Source organism: Variovorax paradoxus NBRC 15149, assembly GCF_001591365.1.
In the GTDB taxonomy this organism is placed as follows: domain Bacteria; phylum Pseudomonadota; class Gammaproteobacteria; order Burkholderiales; family Burkholderiaceae_C; genus Variovorax; species Variovorax paradoxus.
The window spans coordinates 599,900-621,605 of record NZ_BCUT01000001.1 but is presented as its reverse complement, the minus strand read 5'-3'; the positions used below and the strand labels follow the sequence as shown (position 1 = coordinate 621,605).

Here is a 21,706-nt window from a genome sequence, read left to right as displayed (position 1 = left end):
AACTGTCGCTGCGAATTGGCGTGGAACGCTTCGGCGCGATCTTCAAGAGGCTGGGCCCCAGAAAGGCATTCGACTTGAAGCGCGTATTCGATGTCTTCTTGGCTGCGACGGCGTTGCTGCTGTTTGCTGTTCCTCTTGCGCTCCTGGCCTGGCAAGTGAGCCGCAAGCTTGGCAAGCCCGCGTTCTTTCGGCAGGTCCGGCCAGGGCGGGAAGGGCGCCCCTTCGAACTGATCAAGTTCCGCACCATGACCAATGCGCGCGACGCCAGCGGGCAGCTGCTGCCGGATGCCGAGCGGCTCACGCCTTTTGGCCGGTTTCTACGTTCGAGCAGCCTCGATGAACTGCCCGAACTCTGGAATGTGCTCAAGGGCGACATGAGCCTGGTGGGGCCACGCCCTCTATTGATGGAGTACCTGCCGTTGTACTCAGCCGAGCAGGCGCGCCGCCATGAAGTGCGCCCCGGCATCACCGGCTGGGCGCAGGTCAATGGCCGCAACACACTGAGCTGGGAAGAAAAATTCAAGCTCGACGTCTGGTACGTCGACAACCGCACGCTGTGGCTCGACATCAAGATCTTGTGGCTCACGGTGCGCAAGGTGCTGGTGCGCGACGGGATCTCTGCGGCGGGCGAGGCGACCATGCCGCGTTTCACTGGCTCTTCTGTCGCTGCTTCGCGCGGAGGCGAGTCATGACGCAGCCCTTGTTCGCGGTCTACGGCGCCAGCGGCTGCGGCCGGGGCGTGATGCCGCTGGCGCGTGCGCAGCTGGCAGGGCAATGTATTGCGGGTACGCGGCTTGTTTTCATAGATGACCAGTCCGCTGAACCCGTGGTCAATGGTCAGCGGGTGCTGCGCTATGCGGAATTCCTGCAGCAAGAGGCGAGCGAGCGCCATGTAGTTCTGGCCATTGCCAACAGCAAAGTGCGCGAGCAGTTGGCTGCGCGCTGCAAGGCGGACGGCGTGCGCGCCTGGACGGTGAGCGCGAGCAATGTGGTGCGCATGGACGATGTTGAGCTTGGGGAGGGGGCGGCCTTGAGCCCTTTCGTCACCCTCACCTCCAACATCCGTATCGGCCGGCATTTCCACGCCAACCTTTACAGCTACGTCGAGCACGACTGCGTGATCGGCGATTTCGTCACCTTTGCGCCGGCCGCCAAGTGCAACGGCAATGTGGTCATCGAAGACCACGCTTATATCGGCTCGGGTGCGGTCATCAAGCAGGGCCGGCCCGGAAAGCCGCTTGTCATTGGACGCGGCGCAGTGGTCGGAATGGGCGCTGTGGTCACGCGAGATGTGCCGGCTGGCACGACGGTGGTGGGCAACCCTGCCCATCTCTTTTCTCCCAAAGGCTGATTGTGCTGAATACCCCCTTCTCCCCCTGGCCCAGCTTCACCACCGAAGAGGCCGAAGCCGTACAGCGCGTGCTGCTCTCCAACAAGGTCAACTATTGGACCGGGCAGGAATGCCGCGAGTTCGAGAAGGAATTCGCTTCGTGGACCGGCACCAAGCATGCGGTGGCGCTGGCCAATGGCACGCTGGCGCTCGATGTTGCGCTGAAGGCGTTGGATATCGGCCCGGGCGACGAGGTGGTGGTTACACCGCGCACCTTCATGGCAAGCGTTTCTTGCGTGGTCAACGCAGGTGCCAAGCCGGTATTCGCGGAAGTCGAGGCCGACAGCGGCAACCTTTCGGCGGCCACCATTGCGCGGGTGCTCACGCCGCGCACCCGCGCAGTGATCTGCGTGCACCTGGGCGGTTGGCCTTGCGACATGGATCCGATCATGGCGCTGGCCGAGCAGCATGGCTTCAAGGTCATTGAAGATTGCGCCCAGGCGCACGGCTCGCATTACAAGGGGCGGGCGGTCGGCTCCATCGGACATGTGGGCGCCTGGTCTTTCTGCCAGGACAAGATCATGACCACGGGCGGCGAGGGTGGCATGGTCACCACCAATGACGAATCGCTCTGGCGCGCCATGTGGGAATTCAAGGACCACGGCAAGAGCCACGATGCGGTGTTCAAGCGCGAGCATCCGCCCGGCTTCCGCTGGGTGCATGAAAGCTTCGGTACCAATTGGCGCATGTTGGAGATGCAGGCCGTGATCGGCCGCATCCAGTTGCGCCACATGGCCGACTGGACCGCGCTGCGCACGCGGCATGCAGAAGCGCTGTGGGCGGCCTGCCGCCCGCACGCGGCAGTGCGTGTGCCAGTCTTGCCCGAAGGCAGCGTGCATGCGCACTACAAGTGCTATGCCTACGTTCAGCCCGAGCGGCTGGCCCCCGGCTGGAACCGTGACCGTATCGTGAATGCCATCCAGGCGCTGGGCGTGCCCTGCTACCAAGGTTCCTGCTCCGAGGTGTACTTGGAGAAGGCTTTCGATGGCACCGGGTGGCGGCCGGCGGAGCGCTTGCCCGTGGCGCGCGGGCTGGGTGAAACCAGCGTCATGTTCCTGGTGCATCCCACGCTCACAGCGGCAGAAATGGACGCCAGCTGCGTGGCCATTGGGCAAGTGCTGCAAGAAGCGAGCGCCACATGAACTTCCATGCAGCGCCCAGTTGGTGGCCCCGGCCCGGTGCCGCGGTGTGGAGCTGGCTGCTGGCTCTGGCAATGCTCGCGCTGCTGGTCTTGAGCCTGGCCCCGTCCTCGGTGGCCTCTGCCTTGCCTTCGACCGGCTGGGACAAAAGCAATCACGCCTTGGGTTTTGCGGTGCTGGGGCTGCTGGGCCAGTTGGCTTGGCCGGGGCGCACGGCCATCGTCTTGACCACATTGCTGGCCTATGGCGGGCTCATCGAGCTGCTGCAATCGTTGACGCCTGATCGTGTTGCCGAGGCTACCGACCTGCTGGCAGATTGGGTGGGGCTGCTGCTGGGCGCGGGCCTGGCGTTCTTGCTGGAGCGTCGGCGCAGCGATAAGAATTTGTCGAGGGAGTCCACATGATCGATCGTCTGGCCCAGCCTGTGTTGGCAATGCCACGGCCCTTGAAGCGGGTGTTGGCCCTGTCAGTGGACGCTGGCCTGTGTGTGCTGTGCGTGTGGATGGCACTCAGCCTGCGCTACGACAGGTGGGTAGAGCTGGCGGGCGTGCACTGGTTGGCGGTAGCGGGCGCGATCATGTTGGCGCTGCCGCTATTCGTGATCACGGGCCTTTACCGAGCAATTTTCCGGTACGCCGGCAGTGCGGCGTTGATGGCGATCGGCCGCGCCTGCTCCTTGTTCAGCGTGGGCTACGTCATGATGTTCACCTTGGTCGGCGTGGAGGGTATTCCGCGCACTGTGGGCCTGTTGGTGCCTGCGCTGCTGTTGTTCACCGTGGGCGCTTCGCGCCTGGCTGCACGCTACTGGCTGGGCGGCCTGTATTCGCAGCTGTTGCGCAGCAAGACGCTGCCGCAGGTGGTGATCTACGGTGCCGGCAAGGCCGGGCGCCAGTTGGCTGCGGCGCTGGCGCACAGCCCTGAGATGGTGGTGCATAGCTTTGTCGACGATTCGCCCCATCTGCAGGGCCGTACCCTGAACGGGCTGCCGATCTACGCGCCATCGTGGCTCAAGGCCAACGCCGTCGCGCAGGGCATTACAGATGTGCTGCTGGCGTTGCCGTCGGTCTCACAAGGGCGGCGGGCGCAAATTCTGAACGAGCTCTTGTCGCTGCACCTGCACGTGCGCACGCTCCCGGGCATGGCCGATCTGGCGCAGGGCCGAGTACAGATCAAGGACCTGATGGAGGTCGACATCGAAGACCTGCTGGGCCGCGACCCGGTCGCGCCGGTCGACGATCTGCTGCATCGCCATGTGCGCGGCAAGGTGGTGCTGGTGACGGGTGCGGGCGGCTCCATCGGTAGCGAGCTGTGCCGCCAGATTGCACAGTTGAAGCCGTCGGTGCTGCTGCTGGTCGAATGGAGCGAATACGCGCTCTATGCCATCCACCGTGAGCTGGAGCAAAAGGCGCCTGCGCTGAATGTGGTGCCGCTGCTGGCCTCTGTGTGCGACGGAGCGCGCATGCGCCAGATCATGGGCGTGTGGCGGCCCAATACCGTTTACCACGCAGCAGCCTACAAGCATGTGCCGCTTGTGGAGCACAACCCTGTGGAAGGCTTGATCAACAACACGCTGGGCACGCTCACCGCAGCCTTGGCGGCGCGTGACCATGGCGTGGGCCAGTTTGTGCTGGTGAGCACCGACAAGGCCGTGCGGCCGACCAACATCATGGGCGCGAGCAAGCGCCTGGCGGAAATGACGCTGCAGGGCCTGGCCCAGCAGAAGCCGAGCACCTGCTTTTCGATGGTGCGCTTTGGCAATGTGCTGGGCTCCAGCGGCTCGGTGGTGCCGCTGTTCCGCCAGCAGATCGAAGCGGGTGGGCCGATCACGCTCACGCACGAAGACATCACGCGCTACTTCATGACCATTCCTGAAGCGGCACAACTGGTGATTCAGGCCGGCGCCATGGCTGAGGGCGGGGACGTGTTTGTGCTGGAGATGGGCGAGCCCGTGCGCATCATCGACCTGGCGCGCCGTCTGGTGGAGCTGTCGGGCCGCACGGTGTGCGATGCGCAAAACCCTGAAGGCGATATCGAGCTGCTGATCACCGGGCTGCGGCCCGGTGAAAAGCTTTATGAAGAACTGCTGATTGGCGACAACGCCATGCCTACCTCCCATCCGCGCGTGATGAAGGCGCACGAGGCATGCCCGCCTTGGCAAGAGCTGACCCAGCAGATCGATGAACTGGGTGCGCTGCTGGAGCGCAACGACGTGCCTGCAATCAAGTGCAAGCTGCAGCAGCTTCTGGGTGGCTACCGCCCGCATGCGGAGGTGGTGGACTGGGTGTATATGGAGCTTGAACGCCAGAATGACCTGCTGCCCGCCCCGGTATCGGTTGCACCTGATTCCGTCGCCTCCGGCGTTGCGGTGCCCCCGCCGGTGCTCGCTTCCGTCTGATCTCTTGTTGCGGCGCCGGGGCATGCCCCAGCGCCGCGCCCGCCCGAAGCGCAGGCCTATTCGTTGTACTTGTACGTGGTGTACCTGTAGCCACCGTAGCGGTAGCCATGGCTGCCGTAGTGACGCCGCGTCAGGTCGATGCCATTGAAGATCACGCCGCTCACAGCCCTACCTGCATGTGCAAGGCGCTTGGCGCTTTCATTGAGTTCACCAAGTTGAGTTTGATCGGCGCGGGCCACCAGCAGTACCGCGCCCATATATGGCGCGACAGCAGCGGTGTCAGCGGCAACCAGCACTGGCGGCGTATCAATGATGACAAGTTCATATTGCGCGGACAACATATCGAGCATTCGAACGAAGCTCTCTGACATCAGCATGTCGGCCGGATTAACCGGCAGTTTGCCGGTGGTCAGTACGTCGAGGTTGGGTAGCACTTGTGCGCGGATCGCTTGCGCGGGCGAAAGCTCACCAGCCAGCAGCTCCGACAGGCCGCCGTCGCGTGCCAGCCCGAATTGCTTGTTCAGGTGGCCTTTGCGCATGTCGGCATCAATCAGCAGCACGCGCTTGCCGGCATGGGCCATGATGGCCGCGAAGTTGCCCGAAACAAAGCTCTTGCCAATGCCTGGCGTCGCGCCCGTGATCAGCACGCGGTTGTTGCCAGCTTCGAGCGTCGCGAACTGCAGCGCGATACGCAGGCTGCGCAGCGCCTCGATCGGTGGGCTGTCCGGATGGGTCACTGCCAGTAGCTGGATGCCCTTGGCGCCGGAAGCCACGCTTTGGTCGAGCGTCGTCTGGTCGGGCGTATAGGGCACCACCGAATAGACCGACAGGCCTGTGTGGGCCTCGATCTCCTGCGGATCCCGGATGCCTGCCAAAAAGCTGCTGCGCATGATGGCCAGCGCCGCGCCGGCCAGCAAACCCACTAGCAACGCGATGACGAGGATCTGCGTCTTCTGTGGCTTGATTGGCTCCTTAGTCTTCACTGCCTTGTCAAGCAAGCGCACGTTGCCGGTCTTACCTTCCTTTACCAAGCGAAGTTGGAGCGCGTTGTTCTGGAGTGATTGGTAAAGGCCGCTGTTCACCCGCACGTCGCGCTCAAGGCGAAGCGCGTCTTGCTGCAGGGTGGGCATGCGGCTCACGCGCGTGTTCAGACCACCAATCTCCTTTTCAATGGCGGCAATCTGCCCATCAATGATCTTTACTCGCGAGTTTGCGTCGGTGAAGCGAGCTGCCACCTCGCGGCGCTTTTGCTGAGTTTCGAGCAGTTTGGTTTGCAGCTCGATGGTTTGGCCCAGCACGCCCTTGGCTTCTTCATCGAAGGCCACGGTACCGTTCTTGTTTCGAAAGCGTGTGTAGGCATCCTCAGAGGTCTCGAGTTGGCGCTTGAACTCAGGCAGTTGCTCATCGAGGAATTGCAGCGTTTTCTGTGCCTCGGCCGCTTTGCGTTCGACGTTCTGTTGCACATATTGTTCGCCCACCGCATTCAGAATGCGGGAGAGCCGGTCACGGTCGCTATCTTCCAGCGTCACGCTTATAACGTTCGATTGCTTGCCCTGTTCACCGAGCTGAAGGCGCTTCTGCAAATCCTCGATGGTGCGCAGCTGTGAGGCCCGCGAAACTATAAATTCGGCACCGGGCTTTCCATCTAGCTTGTCGATCAGCAGATCGATAGTTCCATCCTCGAGCACGTGATGCAGCGGCTGGCCAACGGTGCCGCTCAGCGGCCGGTTCAGCTCCGCGTGGTTCAGTGTGTACTTGCCTTCGCCCTGAGCGGTCACTAGGAAAGGCGCTTCGTCCTCGAGCTCTGCCGGGACATCGAAGCGTGCGATACCGATGCGTTCTTTGCCGTTGACATAGCCACCAATGCCGAGAAAACCGGGGTCAGAAAGACCTTCGGCCCGCCGCGCCAGCCAAGGGCCTAATACGGGCAGGTAGCGGGGTTTCGCGTGGATATAGAAGCGAGTTCGGTCTACCGCCGCGCCTAGCACCATCCGGGAGCGGATGACCTGAATCTCGCCGGTGGCAGGCGTCTTCACATCGAAGAGGTTAGAGGCATCACCGAGGAAGCCTTTGGCGTCTGGGGCTGCATCCTCAACCTGGATCAGGAGATTGGACTGGTAGATGGGCGTAGACAGTAACGCGTAGGCAACGCCGAGCACCAGCGATAGCACAGTGACGGCCGCAACCAGCCATTTACGGTCGATCAGAATGTCGATCCATTCCGAAAGGTTGATCACATCATCATCTTCTTGCCTCGCGACCGAGGGCGCAGCAGTCTGCCCGACACGCGCAGCATTGGAAGTAGTCACAGCAGGAGTGTTCATTTGAATTGCCGAATCCGTTCGGCCCATGTCTTGACGCCGGCGTCGATGAGTTGAAGTGCGTGCTCGAAGGCTTCCTGGCCCATGCGGTAGGGGTCGGGGATATTTAGCTTGGCGGTTTCGGCAAGGCGAAAGACCCTGCCGCGCGTGAGCGGGTAGTTGTTTTCGATGTGGCGGCGCTGCCCGTCGTCCATGGTGAGGATCAGGTCGGCCTGAACGCACATCGGCTGGGTGATCTGGCGCGCGCGGTGGGCGCTCAGGTCAAGGCCGCGCGCGGCCATCAATTCTTGGGCAATGGGATCCGCGGGGTGGCCTATCAACGCACCCGTGCCGGCCGACGACACGGTGATTTCTGGCAGCGCATCGGCCAGCAGGACATGCGCCATCGGGCTTCGGCAGATGTTGCCGATGCAAACGACAAGAACGGATTTCAACGGGTCCGCCTTTCTTTGAAGGAAAAAGCGCTCATGGGCTGCGATCGAAATTCAAGAGGTTGTCTCCGGCGCGCGGCTTGTTGTCTGGCGGGGCCGCAAAGTTGAATGCGCCCCGGTCGCGCACGGAGGTCAGTTCATAAAGGGTGTTGCTGCGGGCCAGGCGCGCGCCGCCGTCGCGCGTGAGCGGCGACCACGCAAAGCCCAGCGCAAACTTGCTGGACCGCGGCAGCAGCGCATCGAGCGGAATCGAAAGGTAGATGCCCTTGTCGAAGTCGCCTTCGCCAAACTGCTTTGACGAGACATTGGTCTTGGTGGCGTAGGCTCCCAGCACAAAGCCGTTGTCGAAGCGGCGGATGACTTCGAGCGTCACGCCGCGGTCGCCCGCAAGGTACTGGCCCGCGCTGATCTTGGCCATGACGCCGTTCCAGCCGGTGTCCCAGTAAAGGGTGGCGTGGCCGGTGGTCACTTTGTAGTCGCGCAGGCCAAAGTCCTGCTTGAAGTCGCGCTGGCGCACGCGGTTGATGTCCACGCCAAAGGCCACCGGCGAGCGCGCGGGCCGGTACAGCCATTCGGCGCCCACGCCCGCAAACATGGATTCGAGCAGGCCGCCGTACACGCTGTAGTAGTGGTTGCTCGACAGTTGCCCCACATGCGTGAGCTGCAGCGACGGAATGGTGAAGCGGCTGGAGGTGACGTACTCGCGCTGGTAGGTGCGCACGCGCGGCAGCTCGCTGGGCGCGGTGTAGGTGAACTTGTCGTAGTTGTCGGCCAGCCGCAGGTTGACTGCGCCGCTGAGCCAGGTGCGCTGGGTAAAGCGGTATTCGGCGGTGGCCTGGATGCCAAGCTGGTAGAGCAGGAAGGCGTCGGGCCCGCCGACGATCTGGCCATAGCTGGGCGCAATGCCAAAGGTGAACTTGTCGCGCGGGCGCACCCAGGGGGCGTTCGTTTCAGGGGCGGCGGCTTCGGTGGCGGCGGTGTTCTGGGCGGGACTGCTGCGCGTGTCGTCGGGGCGTGCCAGCTCGGGTTCGTAGTCGCGCTTGGACACGGCCCGCGCGGCGTGCGGCGGCAAGGCCTCGATGCGCGCGGCCACCCATTCGGCACGGTCGATGGCCTGTGCATGCACCGCGAGCCCGCGCTCCGAGTAGTGAAAGACAAAGCTCTTGATGGCGTCGGGCGCATCGTGGTGAAGCACCGCAATGGCTTTTTCGACGCGCGCGGTGCGGTAGACGGTGTTGCTGTCGGTCACCCACACATGCAGCACATCGTCCTTGGGCGCAATGCGCTCGACGATCCATTCGGTCTGCGCCTCGATCTCGGCCGCGGTGGTTGCCCAGCCGGGGGAGCGCGCCGCCGCCTCGGGCCTGAATTCCGGCAACGGGCGGTCGGCGGGCTTGGGCGACTGCGACGCGGCCAGGTTGCTCGACAGCGTGAGGCCAATCATGAACTTGTCGCCGCGCTCGAAGCCGGCAGACAGCGTGACCTTGGGTGACACGCGGTAAGCCAGGCCGATGTTGATGGGCGAGCGCTGGCGCTGGTTGTTGTTCTGCGGCTCGCTCTGGTAGTCGTTGCCTTCGTATTCGAGCTTGAGCGTGAGCGGGTCCCACGGCGTGCGCCACTGCACGCCGCCAAAGAGGGCGGCCGGGCCACGAAAGTAGGAGCCGAACCTGCCTGGGCTGGTGCTCGAGTTGCCGCGGGTGTCGAAGCGGCTGCCCAGCAGCTTGAAGGGGTTGCTGATGTTGCCGCTCGCGCCCAGGTAGCCCCAGCCGATGCCAAGGCTGAAGTCGAGGTCGTACCAGCGCTTGCTTGCCACCAGGTACTCGCCGGAGAACAGGCCGGTACCGCCCAGGTCGCGAAAGCCCAGCGCAAGCTCGGGCACGAAGGTGGTTTCCTTGAGCAGCCGCAGCTTGATGTCGATGCTCTTGTCCTTGTTCGACTGGCCGGTGGTGCTGGCTTCGTACGCGCGGTTGGAAATGGAGGTGTAGCGAAAGCCCGCCTCCATCCAGTCAAGGGGCTGGAACATGACGTTCAGCCGCGTGTAGGGCCAGATCGACGTGAGCGATGCGCGCGTGTCGCCGGCCACGCCCATGCGGGCCGATGGCGTTTGCAGCAGGCCGGTTTCACCCCAGTCGTTGCCGCTGATCTCGAGCGGGCGCGGCTGCGAGGCCACGGCCTCAGGGAGCGTGGCGGCGACGGTGGGCGCGGCGAACACGGGCGCGTTGGCGGCCGGGGGAGCGGTGGTGGTGGGTTCCTGCGGCGACGGGCCTTGCACGGCAAGGAACTTGATGAGGCCTTCCGACAGGTCCGCCAGGGCGGCCATGCGGCGCGGCGGGGCCCAGATCCAGGCGCCGGGTGCGGGCTCGTCGGCGGGCTCGGCATTCCAGGCGCCGATGCCTGCGCGCGCGGTGCGGCCGTCGGGCTGCGCGATCCAGGCCCAGTCGGCGCCGCTGCCCAGGCCGCAGGCGCTCAGGTAGTCGAGCACCGAGCGGCCGCCCTCGTGCGCCACCTGGCAAAAGCTGCCGTCGGGCTGCACCACGGTGACCGAGCGCAGCGGGGCGGGCGGCACCGCGAGCCGCTGCCCTTCGCGCAGCACCGGGTCTTGCCCGGGATTCGCCTGCAGCCAGCGCGGATCGACAATGCCCAGCGCCACGCGGCCGGTGGCCGGCAGGCTCTGCAGCACGGACAAGAGCTGCTCGCGCGCAGCCCGCTCTTCGGGCGAGGCCGATCGAACGGCCGCTTCCACCCGCACCAGCAGCGACTCCTTCAGGTACTGCTGTGCGAGCAGCTCCTGCGGCACCTGCCATGCAAGGCCGGGGCCGGCCGCATCTTCGGGTTGGCGCAAGAGCCAGTCGCTGAGCCGCTCGCCCGGGCGCACTTGTGCAGCGCCGCCAACAGGGCGGTCGGTGGCTGCGGCATGGGCGGAGGGAGTCATCAACACGATCGCGGCGGCCAGCAGGCTGAGGCGGAAGGGGTTGGTGATGGGGCCGGGCGGGGGCGGGGGGCTCATGAACCAGCTGTGCTTGTCGAGGCAACGTTGGCTGGCACAGAGGGATTCCACCGCTCGAAGCTCAAGCACAGATCACGGGAAAGGCACTGCTCGGAATACACCGCCTCGAGCTTGTCGCCCACCTGGGCGAGGCCGAAGCGGGCCGGCGGCAAAGAGGCTGAGGCCGGGCGCGTGCTGCTGCGCTCCTCAATCCAGCGCAGCGAGCTTGCGGGCCGGCCGGCGAGCATGCTGTCGGTGGGCGGCGCGATTTGCCGCTGCTCGATGTCGTCGCGGATGCCGGAGCGGTAGCCGGGCATCAGGTCGCGCTCGCGCTGGAAGCGTGTTGTTGCAGTCGTCGTGCTTTCGGCGGCGGTGGCGGAGGGCCAGGCGGGCGCGTTGACAAGGCGCACGGCGCGCCAGTCGGTCGTGAGGCCGGCGGTGGCCACCAGGCGCCCGTGGCGCAGGCGCACCGTTTCACCCGAGGCGCTGTACCAGACCTCTGTAGGACCTTCGGGATGGGGGTCGACGTATCCGAGCACAAGAAACACGGTGCGGCCTTCGAAGGTGGCACGCAAATAGCTGAATTCCGGACGGAATGTGTGGGAGTCCGACGGCGAGGCGTTGTTGTTATAGAGGTGCCGGGCCGTGGCAAGCATTGCCGAGGAGCCCGAGGAGCATCCGCCCAAAAAAAAGGATGATGCGAGTACGCAACATCCTAGTTTTTGCACCGCGCTGGCGGTGCTTTGGAATCTCGCTGGGAACCCCCCCTTGCGGAGGGCTCCGATCATTACCTGGTGCCGGTGGTACCGGTGGTGCCAGTGCCGCCAGGGCCACCGGGGATGATGAAACCGCCACCACCGCCGCCGCCGCCACCGCCGAGAGCCGCTGCCAACAGCACGCCGCCGCCAGCTGCCGCACCGATTTGCTGGGTGGTCAGGCCGCCACCGCCGGCTGCGCGAACGGCATCAGCCGCGGTTGTCGGGGGCACAGGCAGTTGTTGTGCAAGGGCCGGCGCAGAGGCCAGGGCTGCAAGAGCCATGGCTGCGATCAGGTGACTATGTTTCATTGAGTTTTTCCCCGTTCGGATGAAGCTTGGAAGTGAGCGACAGCGTCGACAACCGATAGTAACCGGCGATTGCGCATTGTTACCCTAGTCAACGGGCCGATCTTACCACTGCACAGAGGGAAACAGGTACCTAAAACAGGGGAGGCGGGGCAGGCGGCGGGCAGCTGTACCGAGGCTGTTTTGGCGTTACAGGCAGAAACTTAGCCCGGAATTAGAACTTTTGCTCTGCAATTTCAAAATGTTTGACAATTGCAACTTGGTTGCTGTAAATCGGTTATTACCATTGAATTGTTTTGTTTCAACAATTGCGTGACGAGACGGCGCTGCCCGCATCGCCATGCACCAGTCGCTCGAACACGTCATCGGAGCCCATCTGGCCCCCCTTGAGCATGATCTCCATGCCATCCAGCGCGGCATCGTCGCTGTGCACGCGGCACAGCGACGCGCCGGCGCCCATGTCGGCCACATAGGAAAGCCCCCAGGCATCGAGCGCCTGCACGGCGTGGCTCGAGGTGTCGCCGCCGGCAATGCCGACGCGCTGGAGCGGCGCCATGGCCAGCACCCTTGCGAGCAGGTCGCCGCCGGCGCGTGAGAGGGCCTGGGCATCGACCTTGTTCTCGCCCCCGGTGGGCGCCTCTTCGGCGGGCCGGGTGCAGGCCAGCATGTTGCGGCCGCGGGCGAGGCCCTGCGCGATCTCGCGCGCATGCCGCTCCAGCGTGGCCGCGTCGCGCTGCGCAAGGCGCGGCGCGTCGAGCCACACGGTGTCGAATGAGTGCGCCGCCGCCACCTGGCGCGCGGTGACGGGCGAGAGGCTGCCGGCAAGCACCAGCACGGGGCCGCGCGCTGGGCCCGTACGGCGTGGGTCCGCTTGCGCATCGGCTCGCGTGCCGAGTGTGCCGGCCAGTGCATCGACCACGCTGCTCGGGCCCACGGCCAGCAGCGTGGCGCGCCGGGCTTCGGCCCACAGCACCTGGCCGATGGCGGCGAGCTGCGGGGTATCGGCCACATCGAACAGCACGGCTTCGGCGGTGTTGCCGGCGTCCGTGCGCAGCGCGCGTTGGAGTGCCTCGCCGAGCGCCACCGGTCCCTGCGACGCGGCCGTGAAAGGAATGGAGCGCACGCCGGCCAGGCCCTGCTTGGCCAGGTGCAGCCTCAGGTCCGCCTCATGCATCGGCGTGACCGGATGCCGGCTCATCGTCGGGTGGCGGTCGATGCGGAACACCTCGCCGCCCGCGCCGGCCGCGGCGAACAGGTTGCCGAACAGGCAGTGCCGGCCGATGTTGGGCTGGCCGCCGACGATCGCGGTCCAGGGCTGTTCGACGGCGCCGCGCAGCGTGCGCACGGCCCCGCCGATGGAGCCGATGTGCGGTGCGCTGTCGAAGGTGGAGCAGGTCTTGTAGTGCAGCACGCGTGCGCCCAGCGAGCGGAACAGCGCGGCGACCGGGGCCAGTTCGGCCTGCATGGCTTCGGGCGCCATGGCGCGCGCGGCGCCTGCGATGCCCAGTACGTCGAGCGGCCCGGCCTGCGCGAGCCGCGCGGCGTCGGGCGTTTTCAGGAACAGCAGGGCACGCAGGCCGGCGCGCGCGGCGGTGCCGAGGGTGTCGGTGGCGCCGGTGAAGTCGTCGCCGTAGTAGACGATGGCCGGCGCTTGCGTGGCCGGCATCACGGCTTGCCGAAGAAGGCCAGCGCGCGAGCCAGCTCGGGCGCGCTGCGGGCGGCTTCTTGCAGCGCGGTGCCGGCGCGCGCGGCCGACCAGGCCTGGCGGATGCTGGTGACGCCGGCCGCCGCGCCATCGGGATGCGCGAGGATGCCGCCGCCGGCCATGAAGAGCAGATCGTCGCTGCCGATGGCGGCCCAGGTGGCGGGCACGGTGCCGGCCCACTGGCCTGACGAAAAGGCCGGCATCACGCGGTCGTCAGTGGCATCGGTCAGGGGCGTGAAGCAGTCGCGCGCCGATTCGATGACTTCGCTGTCGGGCTGCGAGAACTTGCCCTGCAGGCCGTGCACGTGCATGTGGTCGACGCCTGCCAACCGCCAGAGCGTCTGGTAGGCCTGGAACGAGATGCCCAGGAGCGGATGGCGCGACAGCGCGCCGTAGCCGTTGCGGTGGCCGTGCAGCGCCAGGCCGGTGTGGCGGCGCAGCGTCTGCATGCCCGAATGGCCGCACCAGTTGAGGCTGGCCATCACGCACGATCCGCCTTCGCGCTCGACGAGGTCGGCATGCCGCTTCATCGCATCGGTTTCGTCGGTGATGTTGAAGGCCACCATCACGTGCTTGCCGGTGCGCTCCTGGTGCGCGCGCACCACGGCCATCACGGCGGGCACGCGCTCGGCGAGCGGGGCGTGCGCGGGGTTGGCGCAGACCTCGTCGTCCTTGATGAAGTCGACGCCCGCGGCGCAGAGCCTGGCGACCAGCTCGGCGGTCTCGCCGGCGGACAGTCCCACGTTGGGCTTGATGATGGTGCCGACCAGCGCGCCGCTTGCCACGCCGGTGATGCGCCGCGTGCCCGCGATGCCGGCACGGGGCATTTCGAACTGCGCGCGGTAGGCGGCAGGCAGCTGCAGCGATTCGAGCCGCAGGCCCGTGACTTCGCCCAGGTCGTAGAGGTTGCCCGACACGGTGGCCGCGAGCGTCGGCAGGTTGGCGCCGATGTTCGCCACGGGAAACGAGATGTCGATGTGCGCACGGCGCCACGGGCCGTGCGTGCCTTTGCGCTCCAGCAGTGCATTGGGCAGGCTCGGCGCCTCGGCCGGCGCGAGCTCGGTGATCGCTTCGACCGTGGCACGCGCACGTTCGCGCAGCGCGTCGGTCTCGCCCTCGACGCGCGTGAAGGTGCCGCACGATTGTTCGCCGGCCATCACCTCGGCCACCGCGGCCGGGTCGAGCGGCGTTTCGATGAGGTAGCGCGCGCGGATGCGTTCGGCCACGGTCACAGCTTGCTCAGGTCAGGAAAGGGCCGCACCGGCTCGCTGCCGTCCCAGCCTTCGGAGGCGCTGCGGATCAGGTCGAACATCTTGCCCTTGGGCCCCGCCACTTCGGACAGCTCGATCACCGTGCCCGGGTGGTACTCGGTGTCGAAGTAGATGAAGCGGCCGCGCTCGCCCACTTCGCCGCTCATCACGGGCTTGAAGCCCTGCGCGGTGAGGCGCGCCAGGTCGGCGTCGTAGTCGGCCGTCCAGTAGGCGACGTGCTGCAGCCCGGTGCGGCCGGCCTGGAGGAAGTCGCGGTACATCGAGGGCACGTCGTTGCGCGTCTGGATCAGCTCGACCTGCACGTAGCCCGAATTGGCCAGCGCCACCGAGTTGTGGGGCTCGTGCGCCTGGCCGTGGTAGCGGTAGTTCTTGATCGGCACCTTGGGGTTGTAGAACCACGGGCCCACGCCCAGCGTGGTGCTCCAGTAGTCCATGGCGGCCTCGATGTCGTGCACGACATAGCCCAGCTGGCGAATCTCGCCGAGGAATCGACTCATTGCGGTTGGCTCCGTTGATGTGAGTGTGTTGTTGTGGTCAGAACTTGAGAAAACCGGTCGAGAACCACGGGAACGCGGCCACGATCACCAGGCCCGCCAGCATCGCGGCGATGTAGCCCCAGATGTGCTTGATGCCTTCGTCGGGGCTGACCTTGCTGACGGCGCAGGCGCCGTAGTAGCCCACGCCGAAGGGCGGCGCGAAGAGGCCGATGCCCATCGCAAAGATCACCACCATGGCGTAGTGCACTTCATGCACGCCCGCGGCCTTGGCAATGGGAAAGAGCAGCGGCCCGAACAGCACGATGGCCGGAATGCCTTCGAGCACGCTGCCCAGCACGATGAAGGCGACGATCGACACCGCCAGGAAGCCGTAGGCGCCGCCCGGCAGCGCGCCCATGACGCGTGCCAGGTCCTGCGAGAAGCCCGACTGCGTGAGGCCCCAGGCCATGGCCGTGGCGCATCCGACAATGAAGATGATCGCGCCCGAGAGCGAGGCCGTGTCGACCAGCATCGGCTTGAGCCGCTTCCAGTCGAACTGCCGGTACACGAAGAGGCCGACGATGGCCGAATAGACGATGCCGATGGTCGACACCTCCGTGGCCGTGGCCACGCCCTCGACCACCGCGGCGCGGATCACGAAGGGCAGCAGCACCGCGGGCAGCGCGACCAGCAGCAGCTTGCCGATCTCGCGCTTGCTGTGGCGCTGCACACCGCTCAGGTCTTCGCGCCGGTAGCGCCACCACACCACCACGCACAGCGCGGCGCCCAGCACCACGGCCGGCAGCAGGCCGCCCGTGAACAGCGCCGCGATGGAGATGCCGGTGACCGAGCCGATGGTGATGAGCACGATCGATGGCGGAATGGTCTCGGTCTGCGCGCCCGTGGCCGACAGCAGCGCCACCAGGTCGCCGGGCTTGGCGCCGCGCTTGACCATCTCGGGGAACAGCACGGGCGCAATGGCCGCCATGTCGGCGATCTTGGAGCCCGAGATGCCCGACACCAGGTACATCGCGCCAATCAGCACATACGAGAGGCCGCCGCGCACGTGGCCCAGCAGGCTCGCAAGAAACTGGATCATGGCGCGCGCCATGCCCGTCATCTCGATCAGCGCGCCCAGGAAGATGAAGAGCGGCACCGCAAGCAGGATCAGGTGCGACATGCCTTCGTCCAGCCGCCCCACCATCACCAGCAGCGGCGTGCGCGTGGTGAGCGCCAGGTAGCCAAAAGTGGCCAGCGCAAAAGAGAACGCGATGGGCACGCCCGAGAGCACGGTGGCCGCCACCACCACCACGAAGAAGATCACGAGGTTGAACTTGCCGAGCGTGGCAAAGAGCGGCGCCGCCAGCCAGAAGGCCGCCACCAGCGCCGCCATGCCGAGCACCGCGACGGCAATCTGCCGCCCGGTGCACACGCGCACGAGCCGCAGCAGCGCCATCGCCAGCATGATGGCGATGCCGGCCGGAATGGCCGCGGCGCGCCAGGCGTTGCTGATCTCCAGCGCGGGCGTGACGATGAAAGACTCTTCGTGCGCATAGTCGACCGAGGGCCAGACGATCAGCACCAGGAACGCGATCGACGCCGCGATGGCAAAGGCGTCGAGCATCGCGCGGGTTGAGGGCTGCACCTTCTGCAGCAGCGCCGTCATGCGCATGTGCTCGCCGCGGCGCAGCGCCACCACCGCACCCAGCATCGAGAGCCATAGAAAGAGGATGGACGCGAGCTCGTCCGACCACACCAGCGGCGCGTGGAACACATAGCGCGACACCACGCCCGCGAACAGCACGCAGATCTCGGCCAGCACCAGCAGCGCGGCCACGGCCTCGACCAGGCCGCCCAGCACGCGGTCGGCGCGCCCGGCCATGCCGCTCAGCGCGTTGGCGGACGGCCCGGCGCCCACGTCCCCGTGCAGGAGGGGCGCCGCCTCGAAAGTGGATTCATGCACCATGGCCGCTCAGGCCAGCTTGCCGACGGCGCCTTCGAGCAGCGCCCACGCCTCGGGGCCGAAGCGGCCCTTCCACTCGCCATAGAAGCCCGATTCGCGCAGCTTGGCGCGAAAGCTCTCGGCCACCGGACGGTTGATGCTGAGGCCCTTGGCCTGCAGGTCGCCCACCACCGATTCGTTGAGCTTCTTGATGTCTTCACGCTGCTGCATGCCGGCGTCGTTGATGGCGCGCGCCACGATGGTCTTGAGGTCGTCGGGCAGGGCGTCCCATGCGCGGCCGTTGGCAATGAACCAGTAGCCGTCCCAGATGTGGTTGGTGAGCGAGCAGAACTTCTGCACCTCGAACAGCTTGGCCACCTGGATGATGGGGAGCGGGTTTTCCTGCGCATCGACGATCTTGGTCTGCAGGGCCGAGTACACCTCGCTGAACTGCAGGCTCGCGGGCGCGGCGCCCAGGCCCTTGAACATCGAGATCGACAGCGGGCTCACGGGCACGCGGATCTTCAGGCCGTCCATGTCCTTGGCGCTGGTGACCGGCGCCTTGCTGCTGGTGGTCTGGCGAAAGCCGTTGTCCCACATCTTCTCGAAGGCGTAGAGGCGCGACTTGGCAATGGCGCCGCGCACATGGGCGCCGAGCTTGCCGTCCATGGCGCCCCACACCTGGCCGTAGTCGTTGAACGCAAAGCCCACCGCGTTGATGGCGGCCACCGGCACCAGCGTGGCAATCACCAGCGCGGAGGGCGTGAAGAAGTCGATGCCGCCCGAGCGCACCTGCGCCAGCATGTCGGTGTCGCCGCCGAGCTGGTTGTTGGGAAAGATCTTGATCTCGACCCGGCCCTTGCTTTCCTTGGCGATGCGGTCGGCCGCCTCTTGCGCGCGGATGTTCAGCGGATGGCTAAGCGGCAGGTTGTTGCCGTACTTGTACGAGAACTCCGCGGCGCGCGCGATGCGCGGCACGGCCGACACGATGCCGGCGGCGGGGAGGGCGGAAAGCGTGCGCAAGGCACCGCGGCGGTTCAGGCGAGTGAGCGAGGTCATGTCTTTTGTCTCCAGGATCTTCGGAATGCGGTTGATGCAATCTGATGCACCATGGGATTCGAGCCACAGCGAAGATAAAAGCATGCATGATCCGGGTCAAACTCGATCTTGATGGTTTTTGATGTATGCGGGATAACCCTTCACCTCCTGCCGATGCGCGGCGTGCCCGCGTGGTCGACATCGCGCGGGCCGCGCAGGTGTCGACCGCCACAGTCGACCGCGTGCTCAACCGCCGCCCCGGCGTGCGCGACGCCACGGTGCAGCGCGTGCTCAAGGCCGCGGGCGAGCTCGACTACCTGCCGGGCCCCGAGCTCTATGCCGCGCTCACGCCGCCGCCGCTCAGGCTGGTGTTCCTGCTGCCGGCCGGCACCAACCGCTTCATCCGCATGCTGGGCGACATGGTGGGCTATTCGCAGGAGCACTGGGCGCCGTTCAACGTGCAGTGCCGCACGGTGTTCATCGAGAGCTTCAATCCGCACGAGCTGGCGGACGCGCTGCGGCGCCATGGCCAGCGCTGCGACGGCATCGCGATGATGGCGCTGGAGCATCCCGCGGTGCGCGAGGCGGTGGCGGCGCTGGCGGCGCGCGGGCTGCCGGTGGTCACGCTGATCTCGGACCTGTCGAACTCCGAGCGCGCCGCCTTCGTGGGGCTGGACAACCGCGCGGCCGGCCGCACCGCGGGCTACCTCATCGGCCGCTTCATCGGCGCGCGTGCGGCAAAGGTCGCGCTCATCGCGGGCAGCCTGAGCTACAAGGCGCATGAAGAGCGCGAGGCCGGCTTCCTGCACGTGATCGACGAGATGTTCCCGCGGCTCGAGGTGGTGGGCCTGCGCGAAGGGCAGGACGATGCCGGCAAGAACTACCGGCAGACACGCGCGCTGCTGGAGCAATACCCCGACATGGGCGGCATCTACAACATCGGCGGCGCGTCCGACGGCGTGGCGCGCGCGCTGAAGGAGGCGGGGCGCGAGCAGAAGGTGGTGTTCATCGGGCACGGGCTCACGCCCGACACGCGCACGCTGCTGATCGACGGCAGCATGGACGCGGTGATCACGCAGAGCCCGCACACCACGCTGATGAGCTGCGTGCGCATCTTTGCCAACCTGCGCGACGGGCGCGAGGCGCTCAGCGGCGTGGAAACCACGCGCAGCCAGGTGATCTTCCGCGAGAACCTGCCCTAGCTTTTTCTCGCGCCGAGGCCTTCGATCAGTAGGCCGCGCGCGGCGCGGGCTCTTCGGCCGGCGGCGCGCCGCTGAAGTCGGCCGCGAGCTTGCGGGCGGCGCCCGCGAACAGCAGCACGTCGACACCCACCGCAACAAAGCTGCAGCCCAGCTCCAGGTAGCGCCGGGCCAGCTTCGGATCGGAGGTCAGCGTGCCCGCGGCCTTGCCTGAGGCCACGATGGTGCGCATGGCGGCCTCGATGGCAGCCTGCACCTCCGGATGCCCGGGCCGGCCCCGGTGGCCCATCGACGCCGCCAGGTCGGCCGGGCCGATGAAGACGCCGTCGATGCCGTCCACCGCGCAGATCTGCGGCAGGTTGGAGAGCGCCGCCACGGTTTCGGCCTGCACCAGCAGGCAGACCTCCGCATCGGCGATGTCGAGGTAGTCGGTGCGTGCGCTCCACTGCGAGGCGCGGCCCACCGCGCTGCCGACGCCGCGGATGCCCAGCGGCGGATAGCGCGTGGCCGACACCAGCGCGCGCGCCTGTTCAGCCGTGTCGACCATGGGCACCAGCAGGTTCTTGGCGCCGATGTCGAGCAGCTGCTTGATGAGCGCCGTGTCGCCCTGCACCGCGCGCACCACCGGCTGGGCGCGGTGGGGCGCGACGGCCTGCAATGCGGCCAGCGTGGAGCGCAGGTCGTTGGGCGCGTGCTCGCCGTCGATCAGCAGCCAGTCGAAGCCGGCGGTGGCGCTCACCTCGGCCATGTAGGAGTCGGCCATCGAGAGCCAGAGGCCGATCTGCGGCTGTCTGGCGGCCAGTGCTGTCTTGAAGGCGTTGAGGGCGGGCATGTTTTTTTCCGTTGGATGTGTGGGGTGTGCGCGCGGCGTCAGTCCAGCTGGCCCTGGCAGACATATTTGGTATGCAGGTAGTCGTCCAGGCCGTGGACCGAGCCTTCGCGGCCGTAGCCTGAATCCTTCACGCCGCCGAAGGGCGCGGCCTCTGCCGCCAGCGCGCCTTCGTTGATGCCGACGATGCCGGCCTCGAGCGCATCCGCCACGCGCCAGATGCGGCGCACGTCGCGCGAGTAGAAATACGCGGCCAGTCCGAAGGGCGTGTCGTTGGCCTGGGCCACCACCTCGGCTTCGTTTGCGAAGCGCGTCAGCGGAACGACGGGGCCGAAGGTTTCTTCGCAGGCGCAGGCCATGGTGGCGTCGGCGTTGACCAGCACGGTAGGCGCGAAGTAGTTCGGCCCGAGCGCGGGCAGCCGCGCGCCGCCCGCAAGCACGCGTGCGCCGCGCGAAACGGCGTCCTGCACATGGCGCTCGATCTTCTCGATGGCGCGTGCATTGATCATCGGGCCGATCTGCGAAGCCGGGTCGCTGGCCGGACCGACGCGCAGCGATCCGACACGTGCCGCGAGCAGCCCCGCAAACTCGTCATGCACGGCCTCGTGCACGAACACGCGGTTCGGGCAGACACAGGTCTGGCCGCCGTTGCGGAACTTGGCGGCCATGAGGCCGTCGACCGCGGCGTGCAGGTCGGCATCCTCGAACACGATGAAGGGCGCATTGCCGCCCAGTTCGAGCGACAGCTTCTTGAGCGTGTCGGCCGAGCGGCGCGCCAGGTGCTTGCCGACCGGCGTCGATCCGGTGAAGGTGATCTTGCGCACCCGCGCATCGTCGAGCCACACGTCGACCACCTCGGGCGTGCGCTCGCGCGAGGCCGTCACGATGTTGAGCACGCCCGCGGGCACGCCGGCCTGCGCGGCCAATGCCACCAGCGCGAGCGAGGTGAGCGGCGTGTCCTCGGCCGGCTTGCAGACCACGGTGCAGCCCGCAGCCAGCGCCGGCGCGATCTTGCGCGCGATCATCGCGGCCGGAAAATTCCACGGCGTGATCGCGGCGACCACACCGACCGGCTCCTTGATGGCGAACATGCGCCGGCCCGGAACGGGCGCGGGAATCACGTCGCCATTGGCGCGCGTGGCCTCTTCGGCAAACCACTCGATGTAGCTCGCGGCGTAGGCGACCTCGCCGATGCCTTCGGCCAGCGGCTTGCCCTGTTCGCGCGAGATCAGGCGGCCGAGGTCTTCCTGATGCGCGAGCACCAGGTCGTTCCAGCGCTTGAGGATCTGCGCACGCTGCTTGGCCGGCGTGCGGCGCCACGCGGGGAAGGCGGCGTGCGCGGCATCGGCGGCGGCGCGGGCGGCATCGGCGCCGGAGTCGGGCACCTGCGCGATGAGCGCGCCGGTGGCGGGGTCGGTCACGTCGAGCGTGCGGCCGGCGGCGGCGCACCATTCGCCGCCGATGAAGTTGGCGGTGCGCTGCAGGTCGGGGCGGGTGAGGGTCAGGGGCATGTTCGTCGGT

At 66.7% G+C, this 21,706-nt stretch carries 17 protein-coding genes; 6 read left to right on the top strand and 11 right to left on the bottom strand.

All coding sequences use genetic code 11. From position 1 onward, the window contains the following. The first annotated feature begins 74 nt into the window (after positions 1-74). Genes VPA02S_RS32150 through VPA02S_RS02795 form a run of 5 tightly spaced genes read left to right on the top strand, consistent with a single transcriptional unit; the run spans position 75 to position 4,924 of the window. A complete protein-coding gene (locus tag VPA02S_RS32150; protein ID WP_244883479.1) occupies positions 75-692 on the top strand; it encodes a sugar transferase in 618 nt (205 codons plus the stop codon). Beyond that, a complete protein-coding gene (locus VPA02S_RS02810; protein WP_062361995.1) occupies positions 689-1,351 on the top strand; it encodes an acetyltransferase in 663 nt (220 codons plus the stop codon). The genes VPA02S_RS32150 and VPA02S_RS02810 overlap by 4 nt, the downstream gene beginning before the upstream one ends. A gap of 2 nt (positions 1,352-1,353) precedes the next feature. Further along, entirely contained in the window at positions 1,354-2,532 is a 1,179-nt protein-coding gene (locus VPA02S_RS02805; RefSeq protein WP_062361993.1) for a DegT/DnrJ/EryC1/StrS family aminotransferase, read from the top strand. Further along, positions 2,529-2,933 (top strand): VanZ family protein, encoded by a 405-nt coding sequence (locus tag VPA02S_RS02800; protein WP_244883347.1) that lies wholly within the window; start codon positions 2,529-2,531, stop codon positions 2,931-2,933. Before VPA02S_RS02805 ends, VPA02S_RS02800 begins: the two co-directional genes overlap by 4 nt. Next, a complete protein-coding gene (locus VPA02S_RS02795; protein ID WP_062361990.1) occupies positions 2,930-4,924 on the top strand; it encodes a polysaccharide biosynthesis protein in 1,995 nt (664 codons plus the stop codon). The genes VPA02S_RS02800 and VPA02S_RS02795 overlap by 4 nt, the downstream gene beginning before the upstream one ends. A 56-nt stretch (positions 4,925-4,980) precedes the next feature. Here VPA02S_RS02795 and VPA02S_RS02790 read toward each other — a convergent pair whose 3' ends face one another. From VPA02S_RS02790 to VPA02S_RS02750, 9 genes are all read right to left on the bottom strand, one after another. After that, entirely contained in the window at positions 4,981-7,248 is a 2,268-nt protein-coding gene (locus VPA02S_RS02790; RefSeq protein WP_062361987.1) for a polysaccharide biosynthesis tyrosine autokinase, read from the bottom strand. Beyond that, positions 7,245-7,679 (bottom strand): low molecular weight protein-tyrosine-phosphatase, encoded by a 435-nt coding sequence (locus tag VPA02S_RS02785; protein WP_062361985.1) that lies wholly within the window; start codon positions 7,677-7,679, stop codon positions 7,245-7,247. The genes VPA02S_RS02790 and VPA02S_RS02785 overlap by 4 nt, the downstream gene beginning before the upstream one ends. Before the next feature lie 31 nt (positions 7,680-7,710). After that, positions 7,711-10,683 carry a YjbH domain-containing protein gene (locus tag VPA02S_RS02780; RefSeq protein WP_062361982.1) on the bottom strand — a complete coding sequence of 991 codons (2,973 nt, stop codon included), beginning with the start codon at positions 10,681-10,683 and terminating at the stop codon, positions 7,711-7,713. Further along, entirely contained in the window at positions 10,680-11,318 is a 639-nt protein-coding gene (locus VPA02S_RS02775) for a YjbF family lipoprotein (RefSeq protein ID WP_012747076.1), read from the bottom strand. The genes VPA02S_RS02780 and VPA02S_RS02775 overlap by 4 nt, the downstream gene beginning before the upstream one ends. 708 nt (positions 11,319-12,026) lie before the next feature. Then, a complete protein-coding gene (locus VPA02S_RS02770; protein WP_062361979.1) occupies positions 12,027-13,391 on the bottom strand; it encodes a four-carbon acid sugar kinase family protein in 1,365 nt (454 codons plus the stop codon). After that, positions 13,391-14,662, bottom strand: coding sequence for a ribulose-bisphosphate carboxylase large subunit family protein (locus VPA02S_RS02765; RefSeq protein ID WP_062361976.1), 1,272 nt, complete (start codon positions 14,660-14,662; stop codon positions 13,391-13,393). The genes VPA02S_RS02770 and VPA02S_RS02765 overlap by 1 nt, the downstream gene beginning before the upstream one ends. Then, positions 14,659-15,198, bottom strand: a complete 540-nt coding sequence (locus VPA02S_RS02760; protein ID WP_062361973.1) for a VOC family protein — start codon at positions 15,196-15,198, stop codon at positions 14,659-14,661. Before VPA02S_RS02760 ends, VPA02S_RS02765 begins: the two co-directional genes overlap by 4 nt. Positions 15,199-15,235: 37 nt before the next feature. Continuing rightward, positions 15,236-17,143, bottom strand: coding sequence for a TRAP transporter large permease (locus VPA02S_RS02755; protein ID WP_081247481.1), 1,908 nt, complete (start codon positions 17,141-17,143; stop codon positions 15,236-15,238). A gap of 6 nt (positions 17,144-17,149) precedes the next feature. Beyond that, a complete protein-coding gene (locus VPA02S_RS02750) occupies positions 17,150-18,178 on the bottom strand; it encodes a TRAP transporter substrate-binding protein (RefSeq protein ID WP_062361968.1) in 1,029 nt (342 codons plus the stop codon). Between the two features lie 125 nt (positions 18,179-18,303). Between VPA02S_RS02750 and VPA02S_RS02745 the strand changes: the two genes are divergently transcribed. Further along, on the top strand, positions 18,304-19,359 hold the full coding sequence (locus VPA02S_RS02745) for a LacI family DNA-binding transcriptional regulator (RefSeq protein WP_062361966.1): 1,056 nt from the start codon (positions 18,304-18,306) through the stop codon (positions 19,357-19,359). 25 nt (positions 19,360-19,384) lie between these two features. On the opposite strand, the gene hpaI is transcribed toward VPA02S_RS02745, so the two are convergent. Beyond that, positions 19,385-20,188, bottom strand: a complete 804-nt coding sequence (hpaI, locus tag VPA02S_RS02740; RefSeq protein ID WP_062361963.1) for a 4-hydroxy-2-oxoheptanedioate aldolase — start codon at positions 20,186-20,188, stop codon at positions 19,385-19,387. Positions 20,189-20,226: 38 nt separating this feature from the next. Then, positions 20,227-21,696, bottom strand: coding sequence for an NAD-dependent succinate-semialdehyde dehydrogenase (locus VPA02S_RS02735; RefSeq protein ID WP_062361960.1), 1,470 nt, complete (start codon positions 21,694-21,696; stop codon positions 20,227-20,229). Positions 21,697-21,706 lie beyond the last annotated feature (10 nt).

Bases quoted from the DNA above. Each gene is read 5' to 3' on its own strand.
- VPA02S_RS02810 (WP_062361995.1), top strand. From the start codon at position 689: ATGACGCAGCCCTTGTTCGCGGTCTACGGCGCCAGCGGCTGCGGCCGG.
- VPA02S_RS02800 (WP_244883347.1), top strand. From the start codon at position 2,529: ATGAACTTCCATGCAGCGCCCAGTTGGTGGCCCCGGCCCGGTGCCGCG.
- VPA02S_RS02795 (WP_062361990.1), top strand. From the start codon at position 2,930: ATGATCGATCGTCTGGCCCAGCCTGTGTTGGCAATGCCACGGCCCTTG.
- VPA02S_RS02790 (WP_062361987.1), bottom strand. From the start codon at position 7,248: ATGAACACTCCTGCTGTGACTACTTCCAATGCTGCGCGTGTCGGGCAG.
- VPA02S_RS02780 (WP_062361982.1), bottom strand. From the start codon at position 10,683: ATGAGCCCCCCGCCCCCGCCCGGCCCCATCACCAACCCCTTCCGCCTC.
- VPA02S_RS02775 (WP_012747076.1), bottom strand. From the start codon at position 11,318: ATGCTTGCCACGGCCCGGCACCTCTATAACAACAACGCCTCGCCGTCG.
- VPA02S_RS02770 (WP_062361979.1), bottom strand. From the start codon at position 13,391: ATGCCGGCCACGCAAGCGCCGGCCATCGTCTACTACGGCGACGACTTC.
- VPA02S_RS02760 (WP_062361973.1), bottom strand. From the start codon at position 15,198: ATGAGTCGATTCCTCGGCGAGATTCGCCAGCTGGGCTATGTCGTGCAC.
- VPA02S_RS02755 (WP_081247481.1), bottom strand. From the start codon at position 17,143: ATGGTGCATGAATCCACTTTCGAGGCGGCGCCCCTCCTGCACGGGGAC.
- VPA02S_RS02750 (WP_062361968.1), bottom strand. From the start codon at position 18,178: ATGACCTCGCTCACTCGCCTGAACCGCCGCGGTGCCTTGCGCACGCTT.
- VPA02S_RS02745 (WP_062361966.1), top strand. From the start codon at position 18,304: ATGCGGGATAACCCTTCACCTCCTGCCGATGCGCGGCGTGCCCGCGTG.
- hpaI (WP_062361963.1), bottom strand. From the start codon at position 20,188: ATGCCCGCCCTCAACGCCTTCAAGACAGCACTGGCCGCCAGACAGCCG.
- VPA02S_RS02735 (WP_062361960.1), bottom strand. From the start codon at position 21,696: ATGCCCCTGACCCTCACCCGCCCCGACCTGCAGCGCACCGCCAACTTC.